At 72.2% G+C, this 24,589-nt stretch carries 19 protein-coding genes and 1 pseudogene; 11 read left to right on the forward strand and 9 right to left on the reverse strand.

The genetic code is table 11. From position 1 onward, the window contains the following. Positions 1–55 precede the first annotated feature (55 nt). Entirely contained in the window at positions 56–520 is a 465-nt protein-coding gene (locus NQZ70_RS02285) for an ABA4-like family protein (RefSeq protein WP_129572759.1), read from the forward strand. A gap of 1 nt (position 521) precedes the next feature. Continuing rightward, positions 522–1,355: a hypothetical protein gene (locus NQZ70_RS02290; RefSeq protein ID WP_129572760.1), complete on the forward strand. Its 834-nt coding sequence runs from the start codon at positions 522–524 to the stop codon at positions 1,353–1,355. 47 nt (positions 1,356–1,402) lie between these two features. On the opposite strand, the gene NQZ70_RS02295 is transcribed toward NQZ70_RS02290, so the two are convergent. Then, entirely contained in the window at positions 1,403–2,233 is an 831-nt protein-coding gene (locus NQZ70_RS02295) for a hypothetical protein (RefSeq protein WP_129572761.1), read from the reverse strand. Positions 2,234–2,569: 336 nt separating this feature from the next. Here NQZ70_RS02295 and NQZ70_RS02300 point away from each other — a divergent pair, with 336 nt between their 5' ends. From NQZ70_RS02300 to NQZ70_RS02325, 6 genes are all read left to right on the forward strand, one after another. Then, positions 2,570–4,327 (forward strand): sigma 54-interacting transcriptional regulator, encoded by a 1,758-nt coding sequence (locus NQZ70_RS02300; RefSeq protein ID WP_129572762.1) that lies wholly within the window; start codon positions 2,570–2,572, stop codon positions 4,325–4,327. Between the two features lie 51 nt (positions 4,328–4,378). Further along, positions 4,379–8,455: a TOMM system kinase/cyclase fusion protein gene (locus NQZ70_RS02305; protein ID WP_237244937.1), complete on the forward strand. Its 4,077-nt coding sequence runs from the start codon at positions 4,379–4,381 to the stop codon at positions 8,453–8,455. Beyond that, entirely contained in the window at positions 8,452–9,300 is an 849-nt protein-coding gene (locus NQZ70_RS02310; RefSeq protein ID WP_129572763.1) for a BMA_0021/BMA_0022 family TOMM bacteriocin, read from the forward strand. The genes NQZ70_RS02305 and NQZ70_RS02310 overlap by 4 nt, the downstream gene beginning before the upstream one ends. A 116-nt stretch (positions 9,301–9,416) precedes the next feature. Then, entirely contained in the window at positions 9,417–11,642 is a 2,226-nt protein-coding gene (locus NQZ70_RS02315; protein WP_129572764.1) for a TOMM precursor leader peptide-binding protein, read from the forward strand. A 26-nt stretch (positions 11,643–11,668) separates the two neighbouring features. Further along, the gene (locus tag NQZ70_RS02320) at positions 11,669–12,847 is read left to right on the forward strand and encodes an amidohydrolase family protein (RefSeq protein ID WP_129572765.1); all 1,179 of its coding nucleotides are present in this window, start codon (positions 11,669–11,671) and stop codon (positions 12,845–12,847) included. A 517-nt stretch (positions 12,848–13,364) separates the two neighbouring features. Next, on the forward strand, positions 13,365–13,817 hold the full coding sequence (locus NQZ70_RS02325) for a hypothetical protein (protein WP_129572766.1): 453 nt from the start codon (positions 13,365–13,367) through the stop codon (positions 13,815–13,817). A gap of 117 nt (positions 13,818–13,934) precedes the next feature. On the opposite strand, the gene NQZ70_RS02330 is transcribed toward NQZ70_RS02325, so the two are convergent. Then, the gene (locus tag NQZ70_RS02330; RefSeq protein ID WP_237244938.1) at positions 13,935–14,300 is read right to left on the reverse strand and encodes a hypothetical protein; all 366 of its coding nucleotides are present in this window, start codon (positions 14,298–14,300) and stop codon (positions 13,935–13,937) included. A gap of 105 nt (positions 14,301–14,405) precedes the next feature. Between NQZ70_RS02330 and NQZ70_RS02335 the strand changes: the two genes are divergently transcribed. From NQZ70_RS02335 to NQZ70_RS02345, 3 genes are all read left to right on the forward strand, one after another. Continuing rightward, entirely contained in the window at positions 14,406–15,398 is a 993-nt protein-coding gene (locus NQZ70_RS02335) for a LysR family transcriptional regulator (protein ID WP_129572767.1), read from the forward strand. 75 nt (positions 15,399–15,473) lie between these two features. Continuing rightward, on the forward strand, positions 15,474–16,538 hold the full coding sequence (locus NQZ70_RS02340; protein WP_237244939.1) for an NAD(P)-dependent alcohol dehydrogenase: 1,065 nt from the start codon (positions 15,474–15,476) through the stop codon (positions 16,536–16,538). Positions 16,539–16,653: 115 nt separating this feature from the next. Beyond that, positions 16,654–17,487, forward strand: coding sequence for an SDR family NAD(P)-dependent oxidoreductase (locus NQZ70_RS02345; protein WP_129572768.1), 834 nt, complete (start codon positions 16,654–16,656; stop codon positions 17,485–17,487). A 64-nt stretch (positions 17,488–17,551) separates the two neighbouring features. Here the strand turns inward: NQZ70_RS02345 and cobJ are convergent. The 7 genes and pseudogenes from cobJ to NQZ70_RS02385 form a co-directional block, all read right to left on the reverse strand. Next, positions 17,552–18,814 (reverse strand): annotated as a pseudogene (cobJ, locus tag NQZ70_RS02355) (precorrin-3B C(17)-methyltransferase). Continuing rightward, entirely contained in the window at positions 18,807–19,946 is a 1,140-nt protein-coding gene (locus NQZ70_RS02360; protein ID WP_129572771.1) for a cobalt-precorrin 5A hydrolase, read from the reverse strand. The pseudogene cobJ and the gene NQZ70_RS02360 overlap by 8 nt, the downstream one beginning before the upstream one ends. Beyond that, positions 19,943–20,746, reverse strand: a complete 804-nt coding sequence (gene cobI, locus NQZ70_RS02365; RefSeq protein WP_129572772.1) for a precorrin-2 C(20)-methyltransferase — start codon at positions 20,744–20,746, stop codon at positions 19,943–19,945. The genes NQZ70_RS02360 and cobI overlap by 4 nt, the downstream gene beginning before the upstream one ends. Further along, on the reverse strand, positions 20,743–22,002 hold the full coding sequence (gene cbiE / locus NQZ70_RS02370; protein WP_129572773.1) for a precorrin-6y C5,15-methyltransferase (decarboxylating) subunit CbiE: 1,260 nt from the start codon (positions 22,000–22,002) through the stop codon (positions 20,743–20,745). The genes cobI and cbiE overlap by 4 nt, the downstream gene beginning before the upstream one ends. Next, entirely contained in the window at positions 21,999–22,703 is a 705-nt protein-coding gene (locus NQZ70_RS02375; RefSeq protein WP_269467632.1) for a precorrin-8X methylmutase, read from the reverse strand. The genes cbiE and NQZ70_RS02375 overlap by 4 nt, the downstream gene beginning before the upstream one ends. After that, positions 22,700–23,827 carry a cobalt-precorrin-5B (C(1))-methyltransferase gene (locus NQZ70_RS02380; RefSeq protein ID WP_129572774.1) on the reverse strand — a complete coding sequence of 376 codons (1,128 nt, stop codon included), beginning with the start codon at positions 23,825–23,827 and terminating at the stop codon, positions 22,700–22,702. The genes NQZ70_RS02375 and NQZ70_RS02380 overlap by 4 nt, the downstream gene beginning before the upstream one ends. Positions 23,828–23,843: 16 nt before the next feature. Next, entirely contained in the window at positions 23,844–24,587 is a 744-nt protein-coding gene (locus NQZ70_RS02385; RefSeq protein ID WP_129572775.1) for an FAD-dependent oxidoreductase, read from the reverse strand. Positions 24,588–24,589: the final 2 nt, after the last annotated feature.

The raw sequence follows: 24,589 nt of genomic DNA on the forward strand, positions 1-24,589 counted from the left end.
AAGTTAACACTGTTACTAATGATTTCGACGTTACTTTCCGTCGATGGAGGATGTGATGGATCGAGTCTTTGGTCTGAGTGGCTTCCTCGTACTGCCGTTCTGGGCCTTGATGATCTTTCTGCCCCGATCTCGCTGGACGCGGAGGATCATGGAGTCGCCGCTCGTGATCGTCGCGCCGGCGCTGCTCTATACGGCGCTCGTCCTCCCGGCCATCGGCGAGGTGCTGCCGATCGTCAACCGACCGAGCCTCGCGGCGGTCGCCTCGCTGCTCGGCTCGCCGGCCGGCGCCACCATCGGCTGGGTCCACTTCCTCGCCTTCGATCTCTTCGTGGGACGGTGGGTGTACCTCGACAGCCGCGATCGCGAGATCTCGCCCTGGCTCATGGCCCCCGTGCTCTACCTGACGCTCATGCTCGGCCCGATGGGGTTCGCGCTCTACCTCGCCGTCCGCGCCGTGGCCGAGCGCTCGGCGCACGCCCACGGCGCGATCTCGGCGAGCCGCCGCGCCGAGGAGGCCTGAGATGAGCGCGCGATCGCTGCACGCCTCGCGTGAGCTCCCTCGCTCGATCGAGGAGCTCCTCCGGCGAAGCCCGGTCTTGTTCACGGCGGCCGCCGTCCACGTGGCGCTGCTCGTCCTGCTGCTCGGCGTCGCCCCGCTCGACGCGCGCCTCGTGATGGGGGTGAACCCGTGGATCAAACCGGCGAAATTCGCCGCCTCGATCGCCATCTACCTGCTGACGATCAACTGGCTCGTCGGCGATGTCGCGCTCCCGCCGAGAGGCCGGCGTGCCGTCGTCTGGGGCACGGTGGCGACGGTGAGCTTCGAGATGGTCGCGATCGCCATGCAGGCGGGGCGGGGCGTGGCGTCGCACTTCAATCAATCGTCGCTGTTCGACGGGGCGGTGTTCGCGCTCATGGGCATCGCCATCCTGGTGAACACGGGGCTCGCGGCGTACCTCGCGTCCAGGTTCTGGACGACGCGGCCTCCGCTGCCCGCGCCCTATCTCTGGGGCATCCGGCTGGGTTTCCTCCTGTTTCTGCTGGCGTGCGCGGAAGGCGGCTTCATGTCGGAGCATAACGCGCACAGCGTCGGCGTCGCGGACGGCGGGCCCGGGCTCCCCCTCGTCGACTGGAGCACGCGAGGCGGCGACCTGCGCGCGGCGCACTTCTTCGGGATGCACGGGCTGCAAGCCGTCCCGCTGTTCGGAGCCTGGCTGTCGGCGCGGGCGTCGGGGTCGGCGTCGCGCACGCGGCGGGCGGTGCGATGGGTCATCGCGTTCGGCGTCGTCTACGGCGCCGTCGCGCTGGGGCTCTTCCTCATGGCGCTCGCGGGGCAGCCGCTGATTCGCATGTAGCGCGCCGAGGACGGCGGTCCCACGCGTCGAGGCGCTGACTCAGGCGATCACCTGTAGAAGCTGACGTCGTCGACGTAGACGTCGAAATCCTCGTCCTGCGCGAACCGGAACTCGATCACGTAGAGCCCCGCGACGTCGACGGCCTGGGCGTCGGGCTCGGCGCCCCAGCCTTCGCGCGTGAGCTCCTCGAAGGGGATGACGACCTGAGCCCACTCCGTGCCGAGGTGCGCGGTGTAGAACCAGTGATCGAAGCACCGGTTGGGCTCGCCCGAGCCCGCCGCTTCATCGCAGATCCCGCCCGCGGGCTCCGAGACCCTGTCCGAGACGCTGACCTTCATGGTCGCCTCCGCGTCCGGGTCGCCGAGCTTGGCCCAGAAGGCGATACCGGCGTACGCGGACGCGTCGTAGGGGAACACCTGCATGTCCTCGCCGTTCAGCGCGAAGCCGACCCCGGCGCCCCACTCCGTGAAGCCGGACCCGAACGTGTGCATCGCCATCGTGCTCTCGCCGCGCGGCGGCATGAGCGCCTCGGGGACGAACCCGACGGGCACCTCCTCCGTGTAGACCGGGGGAGATTGCGTGCCTGTCCCATCATTGTAGCTGTACCAGTGGCCGAGCCTGCCACCCGTCTCTGTGATGGTGCCGTCGCCGTCTTCCATGTCGTCGATCAGATCGAGGTCGGTGGGGACGGCGACATCGCCCCCGCCGGCCCCCGCGCCGTCCGTGGCCGAGGCGGACGACCCGCCGCCCGTCGCGCCGGCCGCGCCGCCCGCCCCTTCCACCAGGTGGTAGCGCTCATCCAGCCCCACGAGGGCGGTGCACCCGCCGGCTGTGAGCGTCCACGCCGCCCACATCCATGCTGCGCGCCTCTTCGCCATGGCTTCTCCTACCACCGCCGCGCGGGCTCGGTCCACCGGCGCGCTGGACCGCCGGCGGCGCCCTGCTGCCACACGCGTCCTCCGCGCGGAGCGGCGTGAGAACATGATGGCACGGCTCCTGTGGGCGTTCGGAGGCGTCTCTCCTGGTCCACGACGCAGCTCGACCTACAGGCAGCGCAGCACGTTATCGCGCGCGAGCTGCCAGGTGGCGCTCCCCTGGCCTCCGAGCCGGGAGGGGGGCTCGCGTCCCGCCCGGACGCGCCGCGTCCGGGCGGGACGCCAGCCTGGTCGTTCCACTGGACCCGCCCCCGTTATCCTGCTTACCTGCTGCCCACCGTGACCGTATCCCGTGACGAGATCTTCACCTCGCTCGTCCCCCGCCTCGTGTCGGCCACGTACTTCGACGAAGCGGCCACGGCGGTCCTCCAGGCCATGTTCGCCTGCGTCGAGGAGGCGCTCGCCGACGGCCCGCTCGCCAGCCGCGCCCGGATCCTGCGCGGCGTCGTCCACCTCCGCCCCGAGGGCAGCTACCAGCGCCTCTTCGGCATCGACCGCGTGAGCGGCGCGCGCATCGAGGGCACCGGCTACCTCACCTCCGGCAGCGTCTGGAGCTGGATCGAGCAGCACCGCTGTTCGGTCTCGATCGACGTCCAGCGCGCCTCGGTCCGCTCCTGGATGCGGGACGGGGCGATCGAGCTCCGCGACCCGTCGGAGGCGGCCGGCGTGCCCGGCGACGCCACGCGCCAGCGCATGCTCGATCGCGACGCGACCCACGTGCACGTCGTCCCGCTGCGCGCGCCCGGCGGCAGCGTCGACGGCATGATCACCCTCGAAGCGAGCTGCAAAGGGACCGTCGGACGGGAGATCCCCTGGGCGGAGTGCTACGAGGGGCTGGAGATCCTCGCCAGCATCGCCGGGGCGTTCATCGCCGCCCGCGCGCTGCCGCTCCGCTCGGACGAGCCGGCGAGCCCGGACGAGTTCCTGCCGGTCGTCGGTCAGAGCACCGCGCACCTCGTCGAGCTGCTCCGCGCCTTCGCCCCACGGGACGACACCATTCTCATCACCGGCCCGACCGGCGCCGGCAAATCCAGGCTCGCGCGCTGGTGCCACGAGCACTCGCAGCGACGGGGCCAGCCCTTCGAGTCGCTGGACCTCCTCGGCGTGCCCGAGGACCTGCAGATGGCCGAGCTGTTCGGCTGGAGGCGGGGCGCCTTCACCGGCGCGGTCAAGGACAACCCGGGCGCGGTCGCCCGCGCCGCGAAGGGCACGCTCTTCCTCGACGAGATCGACAAGCTCTCGCTCAAGGCCCAGGCGGGCCTCCTGCGCTTCATCGAGGAGCGCGCCTACCGGATGCTGGGCGACGACGGGGCGGGGGAGCGCCGCGCCGACGCGCGCCTCCTCGTCGGCACCAACGCCGATCTGCGCGCCGCCGTGCGCGCCGGCCGCTTCCGCGAGGACCTGTACTACCGCATCAACGTCCTGCCGGTGCGGCTGCTCCCGCTCGCCGAGCGGCTCGACGAGCTCCCGCGCTGGGCCGATTACATGCTGAACCGGCGCCATCGGGAGGCCGACGGCAAGGGCGCGGCGCGCTTCGAGCCCGAGGCCATGAAGCTGCTCGTGTCCGCGCCGTGGCCGGGCAACCTGCGGCAGCTCGACAACATCGTCCGGCGCGCCTACGCGCTCCAGCTCGCGGGGCAGAGCGGCCTGGGGGGCGATCTCGTGATCCAGCGGCGCCACGTCGAGCGCGCGCTCACCTTCGACGGCGACGCCGAGCCGAGCGCGCTGGTCAAGCTGCTCTGGCGGGCGGCGCTCAGCTTCGTGAGCGAGGCCGAGCGACGCCGGGGCGGCGGCGCCCCGCTCCCGCTCGAGCTGACCGACGCCTTCCGGGGCATGGTCCTGGGCGCGGCGGTGCAGCGGACGGGCAACCGCGACGACGCCTTCACGCTGCTCGGCCAGGAGCCGCTGCTCAAGAACCGCAACCACCACCGGGCGCTGCGCCGCGAGCTCTCGCGGGTGCGCGAGGTCCTGGACGTGCTCGGGGGCGAGGTCGATCCGGATCTCCTGGCGGTGCTCGACGCCGACAGGGAGCCCTGACGGAGAGGTGCCGGCGCGCTCCGAGCGCCTCCGGCGACCAGGAGCTCGAGCATGCAGCGCCACGTCGCAAACGATGCCGCCCTCGCGCCGGGCACCACGTTCGCTGGGCGTTACGAGGTCCTGGCCAAGCTCGGCGAGGGCGGCTTCGGCGTGGTGCACAAGGCCCGCCAGCTCACCACCGGGCAGCCGATCGCCTTGAAGATCCTGCGCCTCGCCGAGCAGGGCGGCGCCGCGCAGGCCGACAGGCGGGTCACGCGCTTCCTGCGCGAGACGCGGCTCTGCGCCCAGCTTCACCACCCCAACATCGTCCAGCTCGTCGATTCGGGGCAGATCGAGGACGGGACCCTCTACACCGCGTTCGCCTTCGCGCCCGGCGACGACCTCGCCGCGCTGCTCGAGCGAGAGGGCGCGCTCGCGCCGCCCGAGGCGCGGCACCTGATGCTGCAGGTGCTCGACGCCCTCGCCTGCGCCCACGCGGCGGGCGTGGTCCACCGCGACCTCAAGCCCAGCAACATCATGGTGATCCCCACGGGCGCCCGCCGCAACGCGCTGGTGCTCGACTTCGGGATCGGCGCCGCGCTCGACGACGAGCGATCCACGCGCCTGACCGGCAGCCACGACGCGCTGGGCACGCCGGGCTACGGGGCGCCGGAGCAGTGGCGCGGCGCCGAGCCTTCGCCGCGCGCGGATCTGTTCTCGTGGGGCCTCGTGTTCCTCGAGTGCCTGACGGGCACGCCGGCGTACGGCGGCACGGACGCGGAGATCTTCTATCGGCTGCTCGGCCCCGAGCCCGTCCCGCTCCCCGCCGCGCTCGAGCGCCACCCCCTCGGCGACCTGCTCGCCCGCGCGCTCCGCAAGGACGAAGGCGCGCGCGACGTCACCGCCCGCGGGCTCTTCGCGGCGCTCGAGGCCTGCAGCCTGCGCGGCCTGTCGCGCGAGGCGATGCTCGGCGCCGGCGGCCCCTCGTCCGGCGCCCCCACGCGGTCGCTCGCCGCGGCCGCGACGGTCGCCGCGCCGCTCGACCGACGGAGGGCGCCCGCGCTCGACGGCGAGCGCCGGCAGCTGACGGCGCTCTGCTGTCACCTGAGGGCGCGCGCCGCCGCCGGGCAGGCCGCCGACGCCGAGGCGCTGGACGATCCGCTGCGCGCGGCGCTCGCCCTCTGCGCGGATATCGGGCGCCGGCACGGGGGGTACGTGGCCGCGGCGCTCGGCGACGATCTGCTTGTCTACTTCGGCTACCCCAGCGCGGCGGAGGACGACGCCAAGCGCGCTGCCCGCGCGGCGCTGGCGATGGCCAGCGCCGTGCTTACCGAGCAGACCGAGGACCCGCCGAGCGCCGCGCAGGGCGTCCGGATCGCGGCGAGCGTCGGCCTCCACACCGGCCTGGTCGTCGACGGGAACCTGGGGGACCTCGACGGCGCGTGCCTCGTCACCGGCGCGACCCCGCGGCTCGCCGCGCGGCTCGCCTCGCTGACGCGGCCGGGAGCCGTCACGGTCAGCGCCGCGTCGCACGCGCTGCTGCGCGCCTCCTTCGAGCTCGAGAGCGAAGGGATCCGCTCCTTGCAGGGGATCGCGGCGCCGGTGGAGACCTTCCGCCTCCGGCAGGAGCACGGCGAGGCGTCGAGGTCGCCGACCCCCGACGGCTCGAGGGCGCCGCTCTGCGGCCGGGATCAAGAGCTCGGGCTCCTCGTGGAGCGGTGGCGCCGCGCGTGCGAGGGGGCCGGCCAGTCGAGCCTCATCACCGGCGAGCCCGGCATCGGCAAGAGCTGCCTGGCGCGCGCGCTGCTCCATCGGGTCGCGCGCGAGGACCACACCTTCCTGGAGGCGCGGTGCTCGCCCGACACGCAGAACAGCCCTCTCCGCCCGCTGATCGAGCTCCTCGAGCGCGCGCTCGGGCTCGACCAGGAGCCCGACGCGGACAGCAAGATCGCGCGGCTCGAGGGGGAGCTCACCGGCCACGGCCTCGCGCTCGCCGAGGCCATGCCGCTCTTCGTGCCGCTCTTCTCCCTGCCCCTCGGCGAGCCGTACGCCCCGCTCGACGTCTCGGCGCAGCGGCAGAAGGCGCTGACGCTCAAGGCGGTCGCGTCGCTGCTCCTCGCGATGGCCGACCGGCGGCCCGTCCTCCTGCTGGCCGAAGACTTGCATTGGGCCGACCCCACCACGATGGAGTTCCTCGCGCAGCTCGTTCGCGAGGCGCCCGAGGTCCCCATGTGCGTCCTCATGACGGCTCGCCCCGAGTTCTCACCGTCGTTCTCGACGGCCGACGTGCTGCTGCTCCCGCTGAGCCGCCTGGAGCGCCCGCAGATGGAGGAGATGCTCGCCGGGCTCGTGGGCCACAAGGCGCTGCCTCCCGCCGTGATCGAGCAGGTGACGGACCGCGCGGACGGGGTGCCGCTCTTCGCGGAGGAGCTGCTCCGGATGATGCTCGACGCGCTGCTCCTGGTGGAGCGGGACGACGGTTACGAGCTCACCCGGCCGCTCTCGGGCGCGGCGATCCCGGGGACGCTGCGGGCGCTGCTCACGGCGCGCCTGGATCGGCTCGCGCGCGCCAAGCGGACGGCCCAGCTCGCGGCGGCGCTGGGCCGGGAGTTCAGCCTCAAGGTGCTCTCGGCCGCGAGCCCGCTCGGACCGGAGGCGGTGGCGGAGGACCTGGAGCGCCTGATGGGCGCGGGGCTCGCGCTGCGCAGGCGGCGGGGCAAGGAGGCGGTGGGGATGTTCAAGCACGCGCTGGTGCGCGACGCGGCGTACGAGTCGCTGTCGACCGGCGCGCGGCAGCGGATCCACGCGCGCATCGCGAAGACGCTGGAGGAGGGGTTCCCGGAGGTGGTCCGGACGCGGCCGGATCTGCTCGCGCACCATCACGCGGCGGCGGAGCAGGAGGGGCGGGCGGTCGGGTACGCGCAGCGGGCCGCGGAGCAGGCGCTGCAGCGCTCGGCCTACGCCGAGGCCATCGCGCACGCGTCCAACGCCGCGGCGTGGGCCGGCGCCCTGCCAGGCGCGGAAGGGGTCGAGGCGGAGCTGGCCGCGAACGGCGTCTCGACCCAGGCCCTCATGGCGACCCGAGGCTGGGCCGATCCGCAGGTCAAGGCGACCGCCGATCGCTCGGCCAGCCTGTTGCAGCGGCTCGATCAGGACAGCGAGCACAGGGTGCCGACGCTGTGGTTCCTGTTCACCTACCATCACGTGGCGAGCAACCGCCGAGCGGCGCGCGCGCTGGCCGAAGGGCTGGTCGTCATCGCCGAGCGCTCCGGCGACCAGGGGCTCCGCGCTGCCGCCGCGGCGCTCCACGGCCTCGCCCTGTTCATGGATGGCGACCACGCGGACGCGAGGCGCGCCGTCGAGCGCGCCGTCGAGCTCTACGATCCCGACCTTCACCGGGATCACGGGGCGCGCTTCGGGCTGGACTCGCTCGTCCTGGCGAGGTCGTTCGTGGCCCTGCTCCGCTGGTTCTCCGGCGACACCGACGCTGCCTTCGCGCTCATCGCGAGCGCCCTCGAGTGGGCTCGAGAGGTCGGCCACGTGCCCTCGATCGCCCTCTGTCTGATGTACGGAGCGATGGTCCGCCAGCTCGCCGGCGATCGGCGCGCGGTCGCCGCCATGGCCGGAGAGCTCCTCGCCCTGAGCGGGAAATACGGGCTACCCGCCTACGAAGGATACGGGGTGATCCTCCACGGCTGGGCGGCTGGCGACGAGGAGCGCCCCGGGGCCATGGTGGGCGTCCTCTTGGACCTCGGGTGCAAGCTCGGCCTCTCGTACTACGCCTCTCTTGTCGCCGATACCCATGCGGCGCGCGGCGAGCTCACCGCGGCCATCGAGCGCATCGACCGCTGTCTCGCCATGTGTCGTGAGAGCGACGAGCATTTCTACGAGCCCGAGCTCCACCTCCGCCGGGCCATGGTCGCGGCGCGGCAAGACCCTGCGGCCGAAGGCGTGCGGACCTCGCTGGAGCGAGCGGCCCTCCTCGCGCGGCGCTTCGCCATGCCGAGGGTCGAGGCGCTGGCGACGCTCGAGCTGCTCGAGCGTTCCTGGGGCGACGAGCGACGAAGAGCGCGGCTCGACGAGCTGCTCGGGCTTCACCCTGGCCTGCGAGCGATCCAGATCGACAGCAACGAAGGAGGCGATGGATGAGCATGAACAAGTTGATGGAGTTTCGCACGACCTACCTGCGCGCGATCGCGAAGGCGTGGGCCGAGCCCGCTTTCGAGGACAAGCTCATCGAGAGCCCCACCGGCACGCTGCTCGATTACTTCGGCTTCGACTGGGGCTCGTGGCAGAACGCATGCACCCTCCACATCGTGAGCGCCGGGCGGTCCGCGCGGCCCGGCGACACCACGGGCGACGGGCTTCCCCCGGGGCGGTTCGAGTGGATCGGCGATGAGTGGGTCTGGTCGAAGAACCTGCTCGACACGTTGACGATGTACCTGCCGCTCACGGCCCCGTCCGCGGGAGCCGCCGAACGAGCCATGGCGCTCGCGGACTATTACGGCCAGCGCGCGTCGCTGTTCGACGACGACTGGGGGACGGAGTACGGTCCGGCCGGGAAGAAGCCAATCCTCATCACGCCGGCGCTCGGCTCTCAGAGCGGCACCCCGATCGGCGGTTTCGTCCCGGCCGACCAGGGGTTCGAGGCGTTCAAGGTCGTGCTGCTCGCGGCGATCGCCAAGGCCTGGGCCAGCGACGACTTCAAGCAGATGCTCCTGATCGACTGCGCCGCGGCGCTGAGGACCATCCGCGGCTACAGGCTGCCCTGGAACATGAACCTCTGCGTCATGAACGACGACGGGGCCCGATGGACAAAGCCTGACGCGTCGAGCGACCCGCCGTCGAAGGGCCAGTCGTACTGGACCTTTTCTCGACCGCACGCGCTCACGCTCTACCTGCCCACGGCGCCGAGCGACGAGAGCGCCGAGCCCGTCGCGCTCGCCGTGTACAACGCCACGGGAGCAGAGTACCCCTTCACGTGCTGCTGCTGATGGAGGCGACGACGGCGGCGGAGGAACGATGGGGTGAGCGCTGGCCGGGGCGCAGCGCCGCGGCCGCGGCGACCCCGTTCACCTGCGTTCGTTGACGGCTGGGACCAGGACCGACGATGGACCCTCTGGAGCTGAGCCAGGTGCTGGCGTTCAAGCCCACCCTGCGCGTCGAGCGCATGGAGACCGGGGCGATATTCCTGATCGGCGAGCGCGAGCGCTTCGTCCTCTCCGGCGACTGCACCGCCGAGGTGACCGCGCTCGTCGACGGCCGGCGCACGGTGGGCGAGATCCTGCGCGCCGCGGCCGGCCGGTTCTCGGAGCCCGAGGCCCTGTACACCTTGAGTCGGCTCGCGGCGCGCGGCTACCTGGTCCCCGCAACGCCGGAGCTCCCCTCCGAGCGCGCGGCGTTCTGGCACGGGGTGGGGCTCGACGGCAAGGCGGCCGCCGAGGCGCTGAGCCGCACCCCGGTGTCGGTCCTGGCCGTCGGCGAAGCCGCTTTCGCCGGGTGGATGACCGAGGCGCTCGAACAGGCGGGCGTGCGGATCGACGGCGATGCGGCCGTGAAGGTGGTCGTGACCGACGACCCCCTGCGCCCCGAGCTCGCCTCGATCAACCTCCGCGCGCTGCGCGAGGGCACGCGCTGGTTCCTGATCGAGCCTGCCGGCGTCCAGCCGCTCATCGGGCCCGCCTTCGAGCCCGGCGCCGGCCCCTGCTGGGACTGCCTGGCGTTTTGGATGCGCCAGAACCGCCCGGTCGAGGAGCTCGTTCGCCGGCGCCGGGGGCACGAGGGCCACGTCGCTCCTCCCAGGGCGGCCACCGAGGCGAGCGTCCGGACCGCCTGCGGGCTCGGCGCCTCGGCCATCGCCCGCGCGCTCGCCCAGAACGAGTCGAGATCTCCCCACGCGCTCAGCGCCCGGGTGCTCGCCCTGGATCTGGCCACGTTCCAGCTCACCGCGCACGCGGTGGTCCGGAGGCCCCAGTGCCCGGCGTGCGGAGATCCGGCGCGAATGGCGGCCGTCGGCGAGCGCCCGATCGAATTGCAGCCGGTCGAGAAGGCGCATTTCGAGGACGGCGGATATCGCCGGCAAAACCCGCGGCGGACCTACGAGCGCTATCGGCACCTCGTCAGCCCGATCACGGGCGCCGTGACGCACCTCGTCCCGATGCCGGGGCGGGACACCGAGCTCCGCGCCGTGTACGCGTCCGGTTACCTCGTCTGCCCTCGGGAGGGCGTTCCGAGCACCAACGTCTTCGACAAGGTCTGCGCCGGCAAGGGGCGCAGCGCGGACCAGGCCCGGGTGAGCGCGCTCTGCGAGGCCCTCGAGCGCTACAGCGGCGTGTATCAAGGGGACGAGGCGCGCGTCCGCGGCAGCGAGGACGAGCTCGGCGCGGCGGCGCTCGCGCCCGGCGACCTGCTGAATTTCAGCGAGGCCCAGTATCGCGAGCGCGCTCGCCTCAACGCGCGGGCAGCGGATCGTCGCCAGTGGGTGCCGGAGCCGCTCGACGCCGGCACCCGGATCGACTGGACCCCGGCGTGGTCGCTGAGCAAGCGCGAGCGGCGCTACGTCCCGCTGGCCTACTGCTACGCCGAGGCCCCGGCCGAGAGCGGCACCGCGTTCTGCGGCCCCTGCAGCAACGGCGTGGCGGCCGGCACCTGCCTCGAAGAGGCCGTGCTGCAGGCGCTGCTCGAGCTCGTGGAGCGCGATGCCGCCGCGGTCTGGTGGTACAACCGGCTCGCGCGCCCGGCCATCGATCTCGACAGCTTCGGGGACCCGTACTTCGAGGCCCTCCAGGCGGACTATGCCCGCCTCGGCTGGGCCGTCTGGGTGCTCGATCTGACGCACGACCTCGGTATCCCCACCTGCGTCGCGCTCGCCCACGAGGCCCGGGAGGATCGGTTCACCATCGGGTTCGGCTGCCACCTCGACCCGCGCCTCGCGGTGCAACGATCGCTCACCGAGCTGAATCAGCTCTTCGATCCCGGGGGCGCGCGCCGGGCGCCGTGGGACCTCGAGCGGCTGCAGGGCCGCGCGCACCTCTTCCCGAGCCCGGATCTCCCCCGGGTCGCGGCCGAGCGACTGCCCCGGATCGGCGGCGCCGATCTGCGCGCCGACATCGAACAGTGCCTGAGGCGCCTCGACGAGGCGGGCCTGGAGCTCGTCGCGGTGGACAAGACCCGCCCCGACATCGGCTTGCCCGTGGTCCAGGTGATCGTCCCGGGGCTGCGCCATTTCTGGCCCCGGTTCGGCCCGGGGAGGCTGTACCAGGTGCCCTGCGCGCTGGGGTGGCTCCCCCGCCCGCTCGAGGAGGGCGAGCTCAACCCGGTCCCTCTGTTCGTCTAGCCCCGATAGCCGCCGAGGAGCTGCGCATGCGAGATGGCTTTCGGATCCTCGATATCGACCGTCACGTCTCCGAGCCCGTCGCCCTATGGGCCGAGTACCTGCCGGCGGCGATGCGGGCGTATGCTCCTCGGCTCGCGCCCTTCGGGCCGCCCGAGCCGCTGGCCGGGCGGATGAAGCGCCTGGGCGAGCACGCGCTGCTGCCCACGCCCCCCATCCTGTGCGTGGACGGCGAGCCGATCCTGCGCGTCCCCGAGGCGGCCTACATCGAGCTCGGGCTCGCCGCCGAGCGCCGCCGCGAGCTCCTCGCCGCCTCGGAGAGGCCCGAGGGGCACCTCGCCGAGATGGACGCGACCGGCGTCGACGTCGCCGTCCTGCTCCCGACCTACGCGTCGTATCTCGTCCACGACGACGGCATCGGCGCCGAGCGCTCGCGCGCCTACGCCCGCGCCTACAACCGATGGCTGGGCGACTTCTGCGCGAGCGCGCCGGACAGGCTCCTCGGCCCGGCGCTGCTCTCGCGCCACGATCCGGAGGCCATGGCGGGCGATCTGGAGCAGGCCGCGCGCGACGGCGCGCGCGCCGTGGTGCTCCGGCCCAACCCGGTGCAGGGCCGCACGCTGAGCGCTCCCGCCCACGCGCGGTTCTGGGCGGCGTGCGCGCACCACGGGATCGCCGTGCTCGTCCACGAGGGCACGCACGCGCGCGTCGCCACGGCGGGCGCCGATCGCTTCGAGACGCGCTTCGGCCAGCACGCGTGCTCTCACCCGATGGAGGCGATGATGGCGCTGCTCTCGCTGATCGAGGGCGGCGTGCTCGAGGCCCACCCGACGCTGCGGGTGGGCTTGCTCGAGGCGGGGTGCGGCTTTCTGCCTTACTGGCTCTGGCGGCTCGACCACGTCGAATACGCGCAGATGCGCGGCGAGGTGCGCGGCCGGGTGCGCCGGCCGCCCTCGGAGTACTTCCAGCGGCAGTGCTGGATCGCGCTAGAGCCCGGCGAGGCGATGCTCGACCGGGTGGTGAGGGAGATCGGCGCCCGGCGGATGGTGTTCGGGACCGATTTCCCGCACCTCGATCACGGGCCCGGGATGGTCGACGAGATGATGGCGCTGCGGGGCGCGCTCGGGGACGAGGCGCTGCGGGCGATCCTCTGGGACGGCCCGTGCGGCTTGATGGGCGTGAATCCCGGCGTATCGCCGAGCGCGTAGGCGTCCGGCGCTGGACGGGGCGGCGCTGGAGGGGCGCGTGCGTGGGCATTGCGCGCGCGGCGATGAAGCTCAGCATGGCTCACGGCGACCTGGGGACGCTGCCGGCCCCCCGGGGTGGGGTTTGTCTGCCCGCGTGTCCCGCCGATGCCGGGGTAGACCGCGCGTGTCTCCAGGTGAAGCGCGGCGTCTCCAGGTGACGCAGCCTCGGTCGTTGCCGGGTGCCGGGGGCCCTGCCCGCCCACGTACACGGCGCCGAACGCCGCGCCGGCGGCTCGCGCGAGGCGGTTCGAGCGCCTGGTATGCGTGCTGCAATAGGCGAGGACAGGACGGGGCGAGGACAGGGGATCGAGGCGACCCCGCTCTATCGACAGGTCGACGAACCGCCGGCGAGGGACGCGACGTTTGCGCTCCTCGCCGTGGAGAAGGCCGACTCCTCATATCCCGGTCGAGGCCAAGGCGGCCTCGATCCAAGGTCGCCTATCCAACGACAATTCTAACCAATGAGCAGAAGCTGATCATGAGCAAGCAAGTCCTCACGGTTGACCCGAAGACGATCTCGATCAATTTCACGCAAGTGAACGGCCAGAGCAACCTCATCGTGAACGTCCCGAATACCCTGCAGGTCTCGGTGGGCAACAGCAGCGGCTACGAGCTGCAGAACGTCACCCTGGACCAGGCGGATGTCCACGTCATGTACACACCCAGAGGCAGCAACAAGCCGCAGGACGTGACGTCGGCATTCCCGGTCACCTTCACGCAGGGAGGTAAGGTGATCTTCCCCAGCGTGGTCTCTTCCGGGCAGTGCAAGCCGCAGGGCTTCTTCGTGACGCCCATGTCGCCGCAGGCGCTCAGCTATCTCGACGGCACCATCTCGTTTGTCATCGAGACCGACAAGATCGTTTATGACGTGAAGTCCGATACAGGCGGCCAGTCCACGTCGGACAGCTGGACGGTCACCACGAGGGGGTAGGGCGAGCGAGCCCATCGCTCTCGTCGCTCAGAGGGGCAGACGTGGCTCTGCCCCCCGAGCGAGGGCGACGGCCGTTCGTGCGGGGCGCCGGCGGCAGCGGAGGAGGAGAGGCCGAGATCAGAGGCAGCGCAGCACGTTGTCGCGCACGAGCTGCCAGATGGTCTCGGGGATATCCCCGAGCCACCGCGCGTCCCGCTCGACCGGCGCCTCGGCGTCGTCGAGCGGGTCGTCGGGGCTGTAGACGAGCCGCCACAGTCGCTCGCTCACCGAGCCGTTCCGATCGATCACGAAGCGCTGGACCAGCTTCTTCGCGAGCTCCTCGCCCTCGACGTCGAGGAGCAGCACCGGCGCCGCCACCTTGCCCTCGTTCACGTCACGCAGCGGCCCAGCGCGCGCAGGCGGCTGAGCCGGCGCGCGGTCGACGTCTTCCTGGAGCGGCACAGCGCCGCCGCTGATGAGCTGCGTCGTTCCAAAGTCCTTCATCGAACCACCGCGATCGGGCCTGGCGGGCCGCGCGCCGTGTTCAGCATCTGCCTGGAGGAGGTGATCGCGAGGCCTGCCATCGCCCTTCCGTGATAGGAGAGGCCGATGGACCGGCTCGACGCCATGCTCGTTTTCCTGGCCGTGGTCGACACCGGCAGCCTGTCCGCGGCGGGCCGGCGGCTGCGGGCGCCGCTGCCTACCATCAGCCGCAAGGTCGCAGAGCTCGAACGTCACCTCGGCACGCAGCTCCTGATCCGCACCAGTCGCCGGGTCGAACTGACCGAGGCGGCGCGGGAGTACGCGATCGCCGCGCGGTACATCCTCGAGCAATTGCAGGAGGCCGAGCAGGCCGTCGCGGGCGAATATCAGGAGCCTCGGGGGGAGCTGACCGTCACGGCGCCGACCATGTTCGGCGAGCTGCACGTACTGCCGATCGCCAGCGAGTTCCTCGCCGCGCATCCGAAGATCGATCTGCGCCTCTTCCTGACGGACGTGATGGTGAACGTCGTGGAGGAGCATGTGCACGTGGCGGTCCGGATCGGAGAGCTAGAGGACAGCTCGCTTATGGCGAGGCGTGTCGGGTCGACACGCTCCATCACCTGTGCGAGCCCGAGCTACCTGCGGGAATTCGGCGGCCCTCAGGCGCCAGAGGACCTGACGGGACGGGACGGCGTGACCTATCGTGGGTTCGTGTCGTCGCCCTGGCGGTACGTCCGGGGTGCCTCCCACGTGATCGCGGAGCCGCGCGCGCGGGTCGCGGTCAATTCGCCCGCGGCGGCGGTGGTGGCGGCCAAGGCAGGCTTGGGGATCACGAGAGCCCTGGACTACCAGATCGTATCGGAGCTGCGAAGCGGAGCCCTCACGCCGCTCCTCGAGGCCTTCGAAGTGCCTGCTCTCCCGATCCACCTCGTCTTCTCCGGTCAGGGCCGCCTACCGCTGAAGGTCCGCGCCTTCCTGGACTGGATGGCGCCCCGGCTGCAGGCCCGGCTCGCGGCCGAAGGCGTCGGGGCGCCGGCGGGGCAACCGAGACCGGGCGCCTCACGGCCCGCCGAGGCGCCGGCGGCCTCTCGTTTTACGAGAGGGAGCCTTACGATCTGATCCACTGCAGCGCCGCCGGCGCGACGGCTAAGTCTCCGCAAGGACGAATTGCCGTCGATGCACAGGAGGCACGAGATGATCAGTTCAGGTCTCACGACACCGAAGCCCCCCGGCGCCGGACGAGCTCTGCAGAGGCCGCGCATGCGGCGCTGGGAGCTCGATGCCCCGGGCGTCCGGAACCTGACGCTCCGCGATGCTCGAAGGCCCGAGCCTGGGCCTCGTGAGGTCCTGGTGAGGGTCCAGGCGGTCTCGCTGAACTACCGCGATCTTCTGATGTGGGAAGGCCGCATGGGCGAGCTGGCGCACCCCTATGTGCCCGGAAGCGACTTCGCCGGGCAGGTCGTGGAGCTCGGGCCGCTCGCGACGCGATTTTCGATCGGCGATCGGGTGGTCGGCGTCGACATCGAGGACTGGATCGACGGGGCGGCCCCGGGCCGTCACACCAATACCGTCGCGGTCTCGGGCCGCCTGTCCGAGCTCGCGGTGGTCAGCGAGGACATGCTGGTCGCAGCGCCCCAGACCCTCGGCCCCGAGGAGGCGAGCACGCTTTCGACCGCGGGTCTGACCGCCTGGATGGCTGTCGTGGAGACCGGGCGGGTCAGGGCGGGGCAGACCTGGGTCGTGCAGGGGACGGGCGGCGTTTCGCTCTTCGCGCTGCAGCTCGCAGCAGCGCACGGGGCGAAGGTGATCTTGACCTCCAGCAGCGATGAGAAGCTGGCGTTCGGTTTGGGCCTGGGCGCACGCGCGGGTATCAACTACCGCACCCGTCCCCGTTGGGACCGCGAGGTCATGGCGCTCACGAGCGGCCGCGGCGCGGACGCCGTGATCGAGATGGCCGCGGGCGAGAACCTCGCTACCTCCGTCGAAGCCCTGGCCTACGGCGGAAGGATCCTGCTCGTCGGCCTCCTGGACAGCGACCGCATCTCGACCCCGGTGGGCCCCCTGCTCCTGCGTCGCGCGACGATCAACGCGATCGGCGTCGGACCCCGGCGAGCGCTGGAGGACATGATCAGGGCCATCGATGGTCTCGGGATCCGCCCCGTCGTCGCCGCGACCTATGACTTGGGCGATCTCCCGGCGGCCGTCGCCCACCTCCAGGGGGGCGCCGTCGGCAAGGTCGTCGTGCGCGTCCAGGCCTAGGCGAACGATCGATCACGGGACGACCGCAGCGCAGGCTCGCGAGCCTGGCCGCGGAGGAATAGCGCTTTAGACCGCATGGCAGGCCGCAAAATGCGGCCATCAGGAGGAACACAAGATGAGTGCCCAGACCTGGTTCATCACCGGAGCGTCGAGCGGACTCGGGGCCGCGATCGCGAACGCTGCCCTTCGCGCCGGCCATCACGTCGCCGTCACGGCGCGGGACAGCGCCCGCCTCGGAGGGCTCGTGGAGGCGTATCCCGACGCTGTGCTTCCGCTCTCGATGGATCTCACCAAGGCATCCGAGATCGAGGCCGCGGTGGCCGCCGCCGAGGCGTGGCGCGGCGGCGTCGACGTGCTCGTGAACAACGCTGCGCTCGGCTATCTCGCCGCGGTCGAAGAAGGAGAAGATCAGAAGATCCGGACGGTCTTCGAGGCGAACTTCTTCGGCGTCGCGAGCACCATACGGGCAGCGCTGGCCGGCATGCGCGCCCGGGGGCGCGGCACGATCATCAACATCTCTTCGATGAACGGTGTCATGGCCATGCCCGCGCTCGGATACTACAGCGCTTCCAAGTTCGCGCTCGAAGGCCTCACGGAGGCCTTGTCGCAGGAGGTCGCGCCGCTTGGCCTCAAGGTGATGTCGGTCGAACCGGGCGGCTTCCGAACGGGCATCGTCGAACGGAACCTCCGGAGCCCGAGGATCGACGCGTATGGCGCCACCGCCCATACGGTCATGGACCTGCTGGTGAACGATAAGGACGGCTCACTTGCGCCAGGTGATCCCGTCCGGATGGCGGATATCCTCGTCCGACTCGTGGATTCTGGAGAGATGCCCCAGCGCCTCAGCCTCGGCGCGGACAGCTGGACAGGCATCATGACGAAGCTGGATGCGCAGCGCGCCGAGTACGAGGCCTGGAAGGACGTATCCCACAGCACGTATTTCTCGTGATGGAGCGAACCCGGGGGCCGGACGTCGCCGCACCGCGAACGCGCCCGGACGACGCAGCGCGCGCCTACAGGCAGCGCAGCACGTTGTCGCGCACGAGCTGCCAGATGGTCTCGGGGATGTCCCCGAGCCACCGCGCGTCCCGCTCGACCGGCGCCTCGGCGTCGTCGAGCGGGTCGTCGGGGCTGTAGACGAGCCGCCACAGCCGCTCGCTCACCGAGCCGTTCCGTTCGATCACGAAGCGCTGGACCAGCTTCTTCGCGAGCTCCTCGCCCTCGACGTCGAGGAGCAGCGCCGGCGCCGCCACCTTCACCTCGCGCAGCGGCTTCAGCCGGAGATACGCCCCCTTCACGAGCTCCGCCTCGTCCGGCGGCTCGAACCCCGCCTCCCGGAAGTCGACCGGCGCCTTTGTGTTGCCGACGAGGTAATACTCTCCCTGGGTCTCGGCGAGGATCGCGCCGCCCAGCCTCCCTACGCGTGCCATCTAGACCTCCTCCGCGGTGACGCTCTCGTCCGAGAGCACGAGCGTGCGCCCCGGCGTCTGGCCCGGGAGCGCTTCCCCTTCCCATGTGTACTTGTTCGTATATCCGCGCGGCGTGACCATGTACCCCTCGAAGACGAAGGTGTTGGTCGACCCGACGAGCACCGTGGTCAGCATCCCGATCTCGTAGTCGAGGAAGTGATCGACATCGGTGAGCACCGCGCTCTCCAGCTTGCGATACGCGCTCTTCACCAGCGCCACCGGCGTCGTGCCCGCGCGGTGCTGGCGGATGATCTCCTGGGCCCGCACGATCTGGCGCGTCCGCCGCCCGCTCGCCGGATTGTAAAGGCCGATGACGAAGTCGGCGGCGGCCGCCGCCTCGAGCCGCCGCTCGATGACCGGCCACGGGGTCAGAAGATCCGACAGCGAGATGGCGCAGAAGTCGTGCCCGAGCGGCGCGCCGACGAGCGACCCGCACGCGTTGAGCGCCGTCATCCCGGGCACGAGCCGGAGCTCCGGCGACTCGCCCCGCTTCCAGCCGATCTCCTCCAGCACCTGGAAGACGAGCCCGGCCATACCGTACACCCCCGCGTCGCCCGACGAGATGATCGCCACGCGCGCGCCGTCCCGCGCCCGCTCCACCGCGGCGCGCGCCCGGCCGATCTCCTCGGTCATGCCGGTCTTGATCACCTCCTTGCCCTGGATGAGGTGCTTCACCAGCCGGATGTATGTCGTGTACCCCACGATGAGATCCGACGCGGCGATCGCCTCGAGGGCGGCGCGGGTCGCGTGCTCCTCGGCGCCGGGGCCGATCCCGACGATCGACAGGACTCCTTTGCTGTCACCCATGGCTCTCCTCGACGTTGCGCTTCGCGAACGGGACGCGCGCCACGGCGAGCGTCATCGACCGGCCCACGCCCGGCTCGGTGTACGCCCGCTTCGGCACGAGCAGCTTCGTAGCCCCCGCCGCGCGCAGGGCGGCCGGCTCGGCGACGCCCCGGGCGCCGACGTGCTTCTTCACCGTCTCCGACGGGTTCTCGATGCCCTCGGTCGCGTCGAGCTCCTCGGGCGTGAACGTCACGAGCGGCCACCCCCGCCGCGCCGACAGCGCGAGCAGCGCCTCCTCGTCGGCCTTCTTGTCGATCGTCGCGAGCGCCTTCACCGACCTCGCCGACAGCCCGTGCTCCTCGAGCAGCCGGTCCACGCCGCGCTCCACCATGTCGAGCGGCGCGCCACGGTCGCAGCCGACGCCGAGCACCAGGCTCTTCGGCCGGTAGACGACGGCGCGCTCGACGATCTCGGGGTGCGAGCGCCCGAGATCCCGATCGCTCGCGACGAGCAGGATCTCCCACGCGCCCGGATCCACGCCGTCGAGCGAGGTCGCGTAGCGCACGCCCGGCGGGAGCGGCGTCCCCTCGGGCCAGAACGAGGGCTCGCCCGTCTCCTGGACGAACAGCACGGGCGCGGCGTTCACGACCGCGGCGCAGCCGCGCGTCACGTTGCGATCGGGGTCGTCGAGCGTCCACCCGAGCTCGCGGCCGAGGATGTCGACCGTCAGCGTCCCGATCGCGTCGGACGCCGTGGTCACCACCGGCTGCGCGCCGAGCAGCGCGGCCACCTTCTCGGTGAACGCGTTGCCCCGGCCGACGTGGCCGGACAGCACGCAGATCGAGAACCGGGCCGCGTCGTCGACGCACACGACCGCCGGATCCACCTTCTTGTTCTTGAGCAGCGGCGCGATCATGCGCACGACGGCGCCGACGCTGATCACGAACACGTGGCAGTCGTAGGCCGTGAACGCCTCGGTCAAGAGCGGCCCCATCGGGAGCGGCAGCGGCTTCGCGCCCTCCGGCGCCCGGTCGAAGAGCTTCTGCGACACGTAGAGATCCGCGCCCGGCAGGCCAGGGACGAGCCGGCGCGCGATGTCGATCCCGTGGCGCGTGATGGCGTAGACGGCGTAGGGCTTGCGCTCGGGCGTCACGGGGCCTCCGGCTCTTCGTTCAGGCTGTCTCCGAAGCTGCCCGGCAGCGACGCCTCGGCCTCGCCGACGAGCAGCCCGCTGCGCTCCCCGCGCGTGACCACCACCATGGCGAAGCAGTCGCCCCGCTCGCCCTGCGCGGCCCTGAGGTCCCGCACGATCCGCTGCTCGGGCATCGTCGCCTTGGAGACGAACACCGCCCGGTCGAGGAGGCCCGCCCGCGTGAGCGCCTCGGTCACCTTGGGCATCTCCGAGCCGATCTTCATCAGGACCACGGTGTCGAAGCGCCGGAGCACGTCGGTCAGGTCGTCGACGCCGTACGTGGCGGGGAGGATGGCGATCCGCTCCTGCCCGTCGGCGAGCGCGAGCCCGCTCACGGCCGGGACCGCCGTGACCGAGGTGACGCCGGGGACGACCTCGACCTCGAGCCCGGGGAAGCGGCGGAGCGCCTCGCGGCGCACGTAGACGAACGTGCTGAAGAGCGACGGATCGCCCTCGGTGGCGAACGCGACGGACAGGCCCCGCGAGAGCCGGTCGCCGATCTTGTCGACGGCCGCGTCGACGTAGGGGCGGACGCGATCCGGGTCCTTGCTCATGGGGAAGGTGAGGAGCAGCCGCTCCTTGTCCCGCTGCTTGCCGACGACGGGCTCGAGGATCCGGTACGCCATCGACGCGCCGAAGTCCGAGCTGCGGGGGAGCGCGAGCACGTCCGCGCCCTCCAGCACGCGCACGGCGCGCAGCGTGAGCAGGTCCGGCGCGCCGGGGCCGACGCCGACGCCGTAGAGCTTGCCGAGGCCGCTCATGACGCCTCCGCGGCGCCCGCCGCGGGCTTCGTCGCGGCGAAGACGTGGATCGGGTTCAGCGCCTCGTACCGCATGTACCGCGCCAGCGGGACGCCGCGCGAGACCGAGAGCAGCGTGACCTCGGGGTCGAGCCCCCGCGCCCGGAGCGCGCGGTACGTCTCGGCCACGTTCTCCATCGTGATCGCGTTGACCACGAGCCGGCCGCCCGGCCGCAGCCGATCGAGCGCCGCCGCGATGATCTCCTCCATGCTCCCCTTGCTCCCGCCGACGAACACCGCGTCCGGATCCTCGAGCCCCGCGAGCGCCTCGGGCGCGCGGCCCGCGACCACGCGCACGTTGTCGACCCCGTGCGTGCGGACGTTGTCCCGGCAGATCTCGACGCCCTCCGGGTCGACCTCGATCGCGTAGACGCGCCCGAGGGGGCAGAGCATCGCCGCCTCGATCGAGACCGACCCCGAGCCGGCGCCGACGTCCCAGACGACCGCGTCGGGGCGGATCGCCATCGACGCGATCGAGAGCAGGCGCACCTCGCGCTTCGTGATGAGGCCGTTCTTCGGCATCCGCTTCGCGAACGCGTCCTCGTGCAGGTACGGGACGGACGGCGGCGGCCGCCACGCCGGATCGCTCCGGAGGAGCAGGAGCACGTTCAGCGGCCCGATGTCCTCGCAGGCGGCGAGCGCGGCGAGGTCGAACGCGCGCACGCGCTCGCCGGCGCCGGCGAGGCTCTCGCAGACCCACGCCTTCCAGCCGGCGTCGCCGTGCTCGAGGAGCCGCGCCGCGAGGCGGGCCGGGCCGTTCTCGCCGTCGGTCAGCACCGCGACCTTCGAGAGCCGGCGGAGGCGCGTCGCGAACCCCTCGGGCGAGCGCCCGTGGACCGAGACGAACGCGGCGTCGTCCCAGGCGATGCCCGTGCGCGCGAACGCCCACTGGACCGAGCTCAGGCTCGGGATGATCTCGACGTGCTCGCCGCCGAGCTTCCGGACGACGAGCGCGCCGACGCCGAAGAACAGCGGGTCGCCCGAGGCGAGGATGCACACGTTCTGCTCGGCCGAGAGCGCCTCCACGCGCTCGAGCGCCGCGGACAGCCCGCCCTTCAGGGCGATCTTCTCGCCGCGGAACTGCGGGAAGAACTCGAGGTGCCGCTCGCCCCCCACGAGCACCTCGGCCCGGGCGACCGCGGACGCGGCGCGGCTCGACAGGCTGGCGCACCCGTCGTCGCCGATGCCGACGACGGTCACGGCGCGGCGGGCGCTCACCGCGCCCCCTGCGCCGGCTCGGCCGGAGCGGGCGCCGCCTCGGCCGAGAGGAGCAGCAGCGCGTGGACGATCGCCACGGCGATGGGGCTGCCGCCCTTGCGGCCGCGCGCGACGATGGAGGGGAGCCCGGACTCGAGCAGCGCCTCCTTGGACTCCGCCGCCGACACGAACCCGACCGGCACGCCGATCACGAGCGCCGGCCGCGCCCCCTCGTCGCGGGCGAGGCGCACGACCTCGAGCAGCGCGGTCGGCGCGTTGCCGATCGCGACGATCGCCCCGTCGAGGAGCCCGAGCCGGTGCGCCTTGCGCATCGACTCGATGGCGCGCGTCGAGCCGGCCGCCGACGCGGCCTGGATGACGTCGTCGTCCGAGATGAAGCAGTGGATCTTGCAGCCGTACGACGCGAGCCGCTGCTCGTTCAGGCCGACGCCGATCATCTTCACGTCGACGAGCACCGGCGCGCCGCCCCGGAGCGCCTCGATCCCCCGCGCGATCGCCTCGGGGTGGAGCCGCATGAGCGACGAGAACTCGAAGTCCGCGGTCGCGTGGATCACGCGGCGGACGACCTGCCACTCCGCGTCCGGGAAGCCGTGCGCGCCCGCCTCCTCGTCGATGATCGCGAAGCTCTTGTCCTCGATGCGCCGCCCGAGCGCGGTCATCTGCCGCATGTCGTTCACCGCGCGCGCCTCCTCACCGCTCATGGCTCCTCCGCTCTGTCTCTGCCGGCGCCGCCGGCCGGGTACCGGCCGAGCAGCGCCCCGTTGAAATCGACCAGGCAGGCGTGCACCTCGAGGACGCCGCCCGCGTGGCGCGAGGTGTGCTCGACGACGCGCCGGCAGATCCCCCCGGCCACGCCGGTGAGCCCCTCGCGCTGGCACAGCTCGAGCACGTGCCGCGCGGTGTTGGCCTGCCGGATCTCGGCCGCGATCTCCGGCCGCGCGCCGAGCTCCTCGGCGATCTGCGCGAGCAGATCCATGCTCACCTCCGAGCCGGCGGCGTGCGTCATCATCTTGCCGTCGGCCATCTTCGAGAGCTTGCCGATCATGCCGACGATCACCGCGCGCGCGATCCGCCGCCGGGCCGCGTGGCGGACGCCGGTGCCGATGAAGTCGCCCACCTGGATGAACGCGTCCTCCGGGAGCTCCGGGTAGAGCTTCATCGCGTACGCCTCGGACTTGCCGCCGGTCGTCAGCGCGAGCGTCGCGATGCCGCGCTCGGCGGCGACGTCGATCGCCTGCACCACGCTCGCGCGGAAGGCGGCGGTCGAGTACGGCTTCACGATCCCGCTCGTCCCGAGGATGGAGATGCCGCCGATGAGCCCGAGGCGCGCGTTGATGGTCTGCTTCGCCATCTCCTCGCCCTGGGGGACGCTGATCGTGACCGTGGCGCCGGCGAAGGCCGAGCCATCGAGCTCCTCGAGCACCATCTCGGTGATGTTCCGGCGCGGCACCGGGTTCACGGCCGGCGCGCCGACCGGCAGGCCGAGCCCGGGCTTGGTGACCACGGCGACCCCGGCGCCCCCGCGGATCTCGACGCCCGGCTCGCGGCGGAGCTCGACCTCGGCGACGAGCTCGGCGCCGTGGGTGCAGTCCGGATCGTCGCCGGCGTCCTTGATGACGCTGCACGTGGCGCGCGGCCCGTCGCGGTCGCAGCGCTTCAGCGGGAAGGTCACCCGCTGCCCGTTCGGCAGGGTCGTCTCGATGGCGTCGACGGCCGCGCCGCGCGCGAGCACGCGCGCCGCCGCCTTGGCCGCGGCGGCCGCGCACGCGCCCGTCGTGAACCCCTCGCGCTGCCCCTTCGGGTCTCTCGGCCGGACCTCTGCCATCCAGGATCCTGAACGATTACGCGGATTTCTTCAGCGGGTTGTTGAAGAAGCTCTCGAGGAGCACGCTGCCCTCCGGCGCGCCGAGCGCGGCCAGCCGGTCGCGGAGCGGGTAAATGACGGCGCCGTCGCCCGCGCAGAGCGCGGCGTCGTAGGGGCCGGTCGCGAGCTCTTGCACGCGATCGCCGACGAGCGCGCACGCGCGCGCCGGCCGCTCGGGGTGGCCGACCGGGAGGAAGCCGCCGAGGACCGTCAGGCGGGCGCGCTGGGGGAGGCGCTCCCGGACGAACCGCTCGGACACGAAGCTGTCGTCGGACTCGACCAGCCAGAGCAGGTCGAGCTGCGCCGCGCCGGCCGCGGCCGCGCCCCGCGCGACGCCGAGCGCGGCGGTGATGCCGGTGTCGGTGGCGACGACGAGCGCGCGGCCGGAGAAGCCGTCCGGGAGCCGCAGCTTGCCCCAGGGGCCGCTCCACTCGAGCTCCGCGCCCACCGCGATGTCGTTGAGCACGTTCGACCCCGGGCCGGCGCCGATGCGCTTGACCGCGATCTCGACGCTGCGCTGCTCGGCGTCGCTGGAGAGCAGCGAGTAGGCCCGCTTCGCGAGCTTGCCGCCGGGCAGGGTGACCCCGGTGTTGATGATCACGTACTGCCCGCCGGCGAAGCCGAGCGCGGCGCCGTCGGCGCGCTCGACGCGGAGGAGCCGCGCCCCGTGGCCGAGCGGTTCGGCGTGGACGATCCTGATCTTCGCGCTGCCCTGAGCCATCG

The sequence above is a fragment of the Sorangium sp. So ce836 genome, from assembly GCF_028553905.1.
GTDB classification, from domain to species: domain Bacteria; phylum Myxococcota_A; class Polyangia; order Polyangiales; family Polyangiaceae; genus Sorangium; species Sorangium cellulosum_D.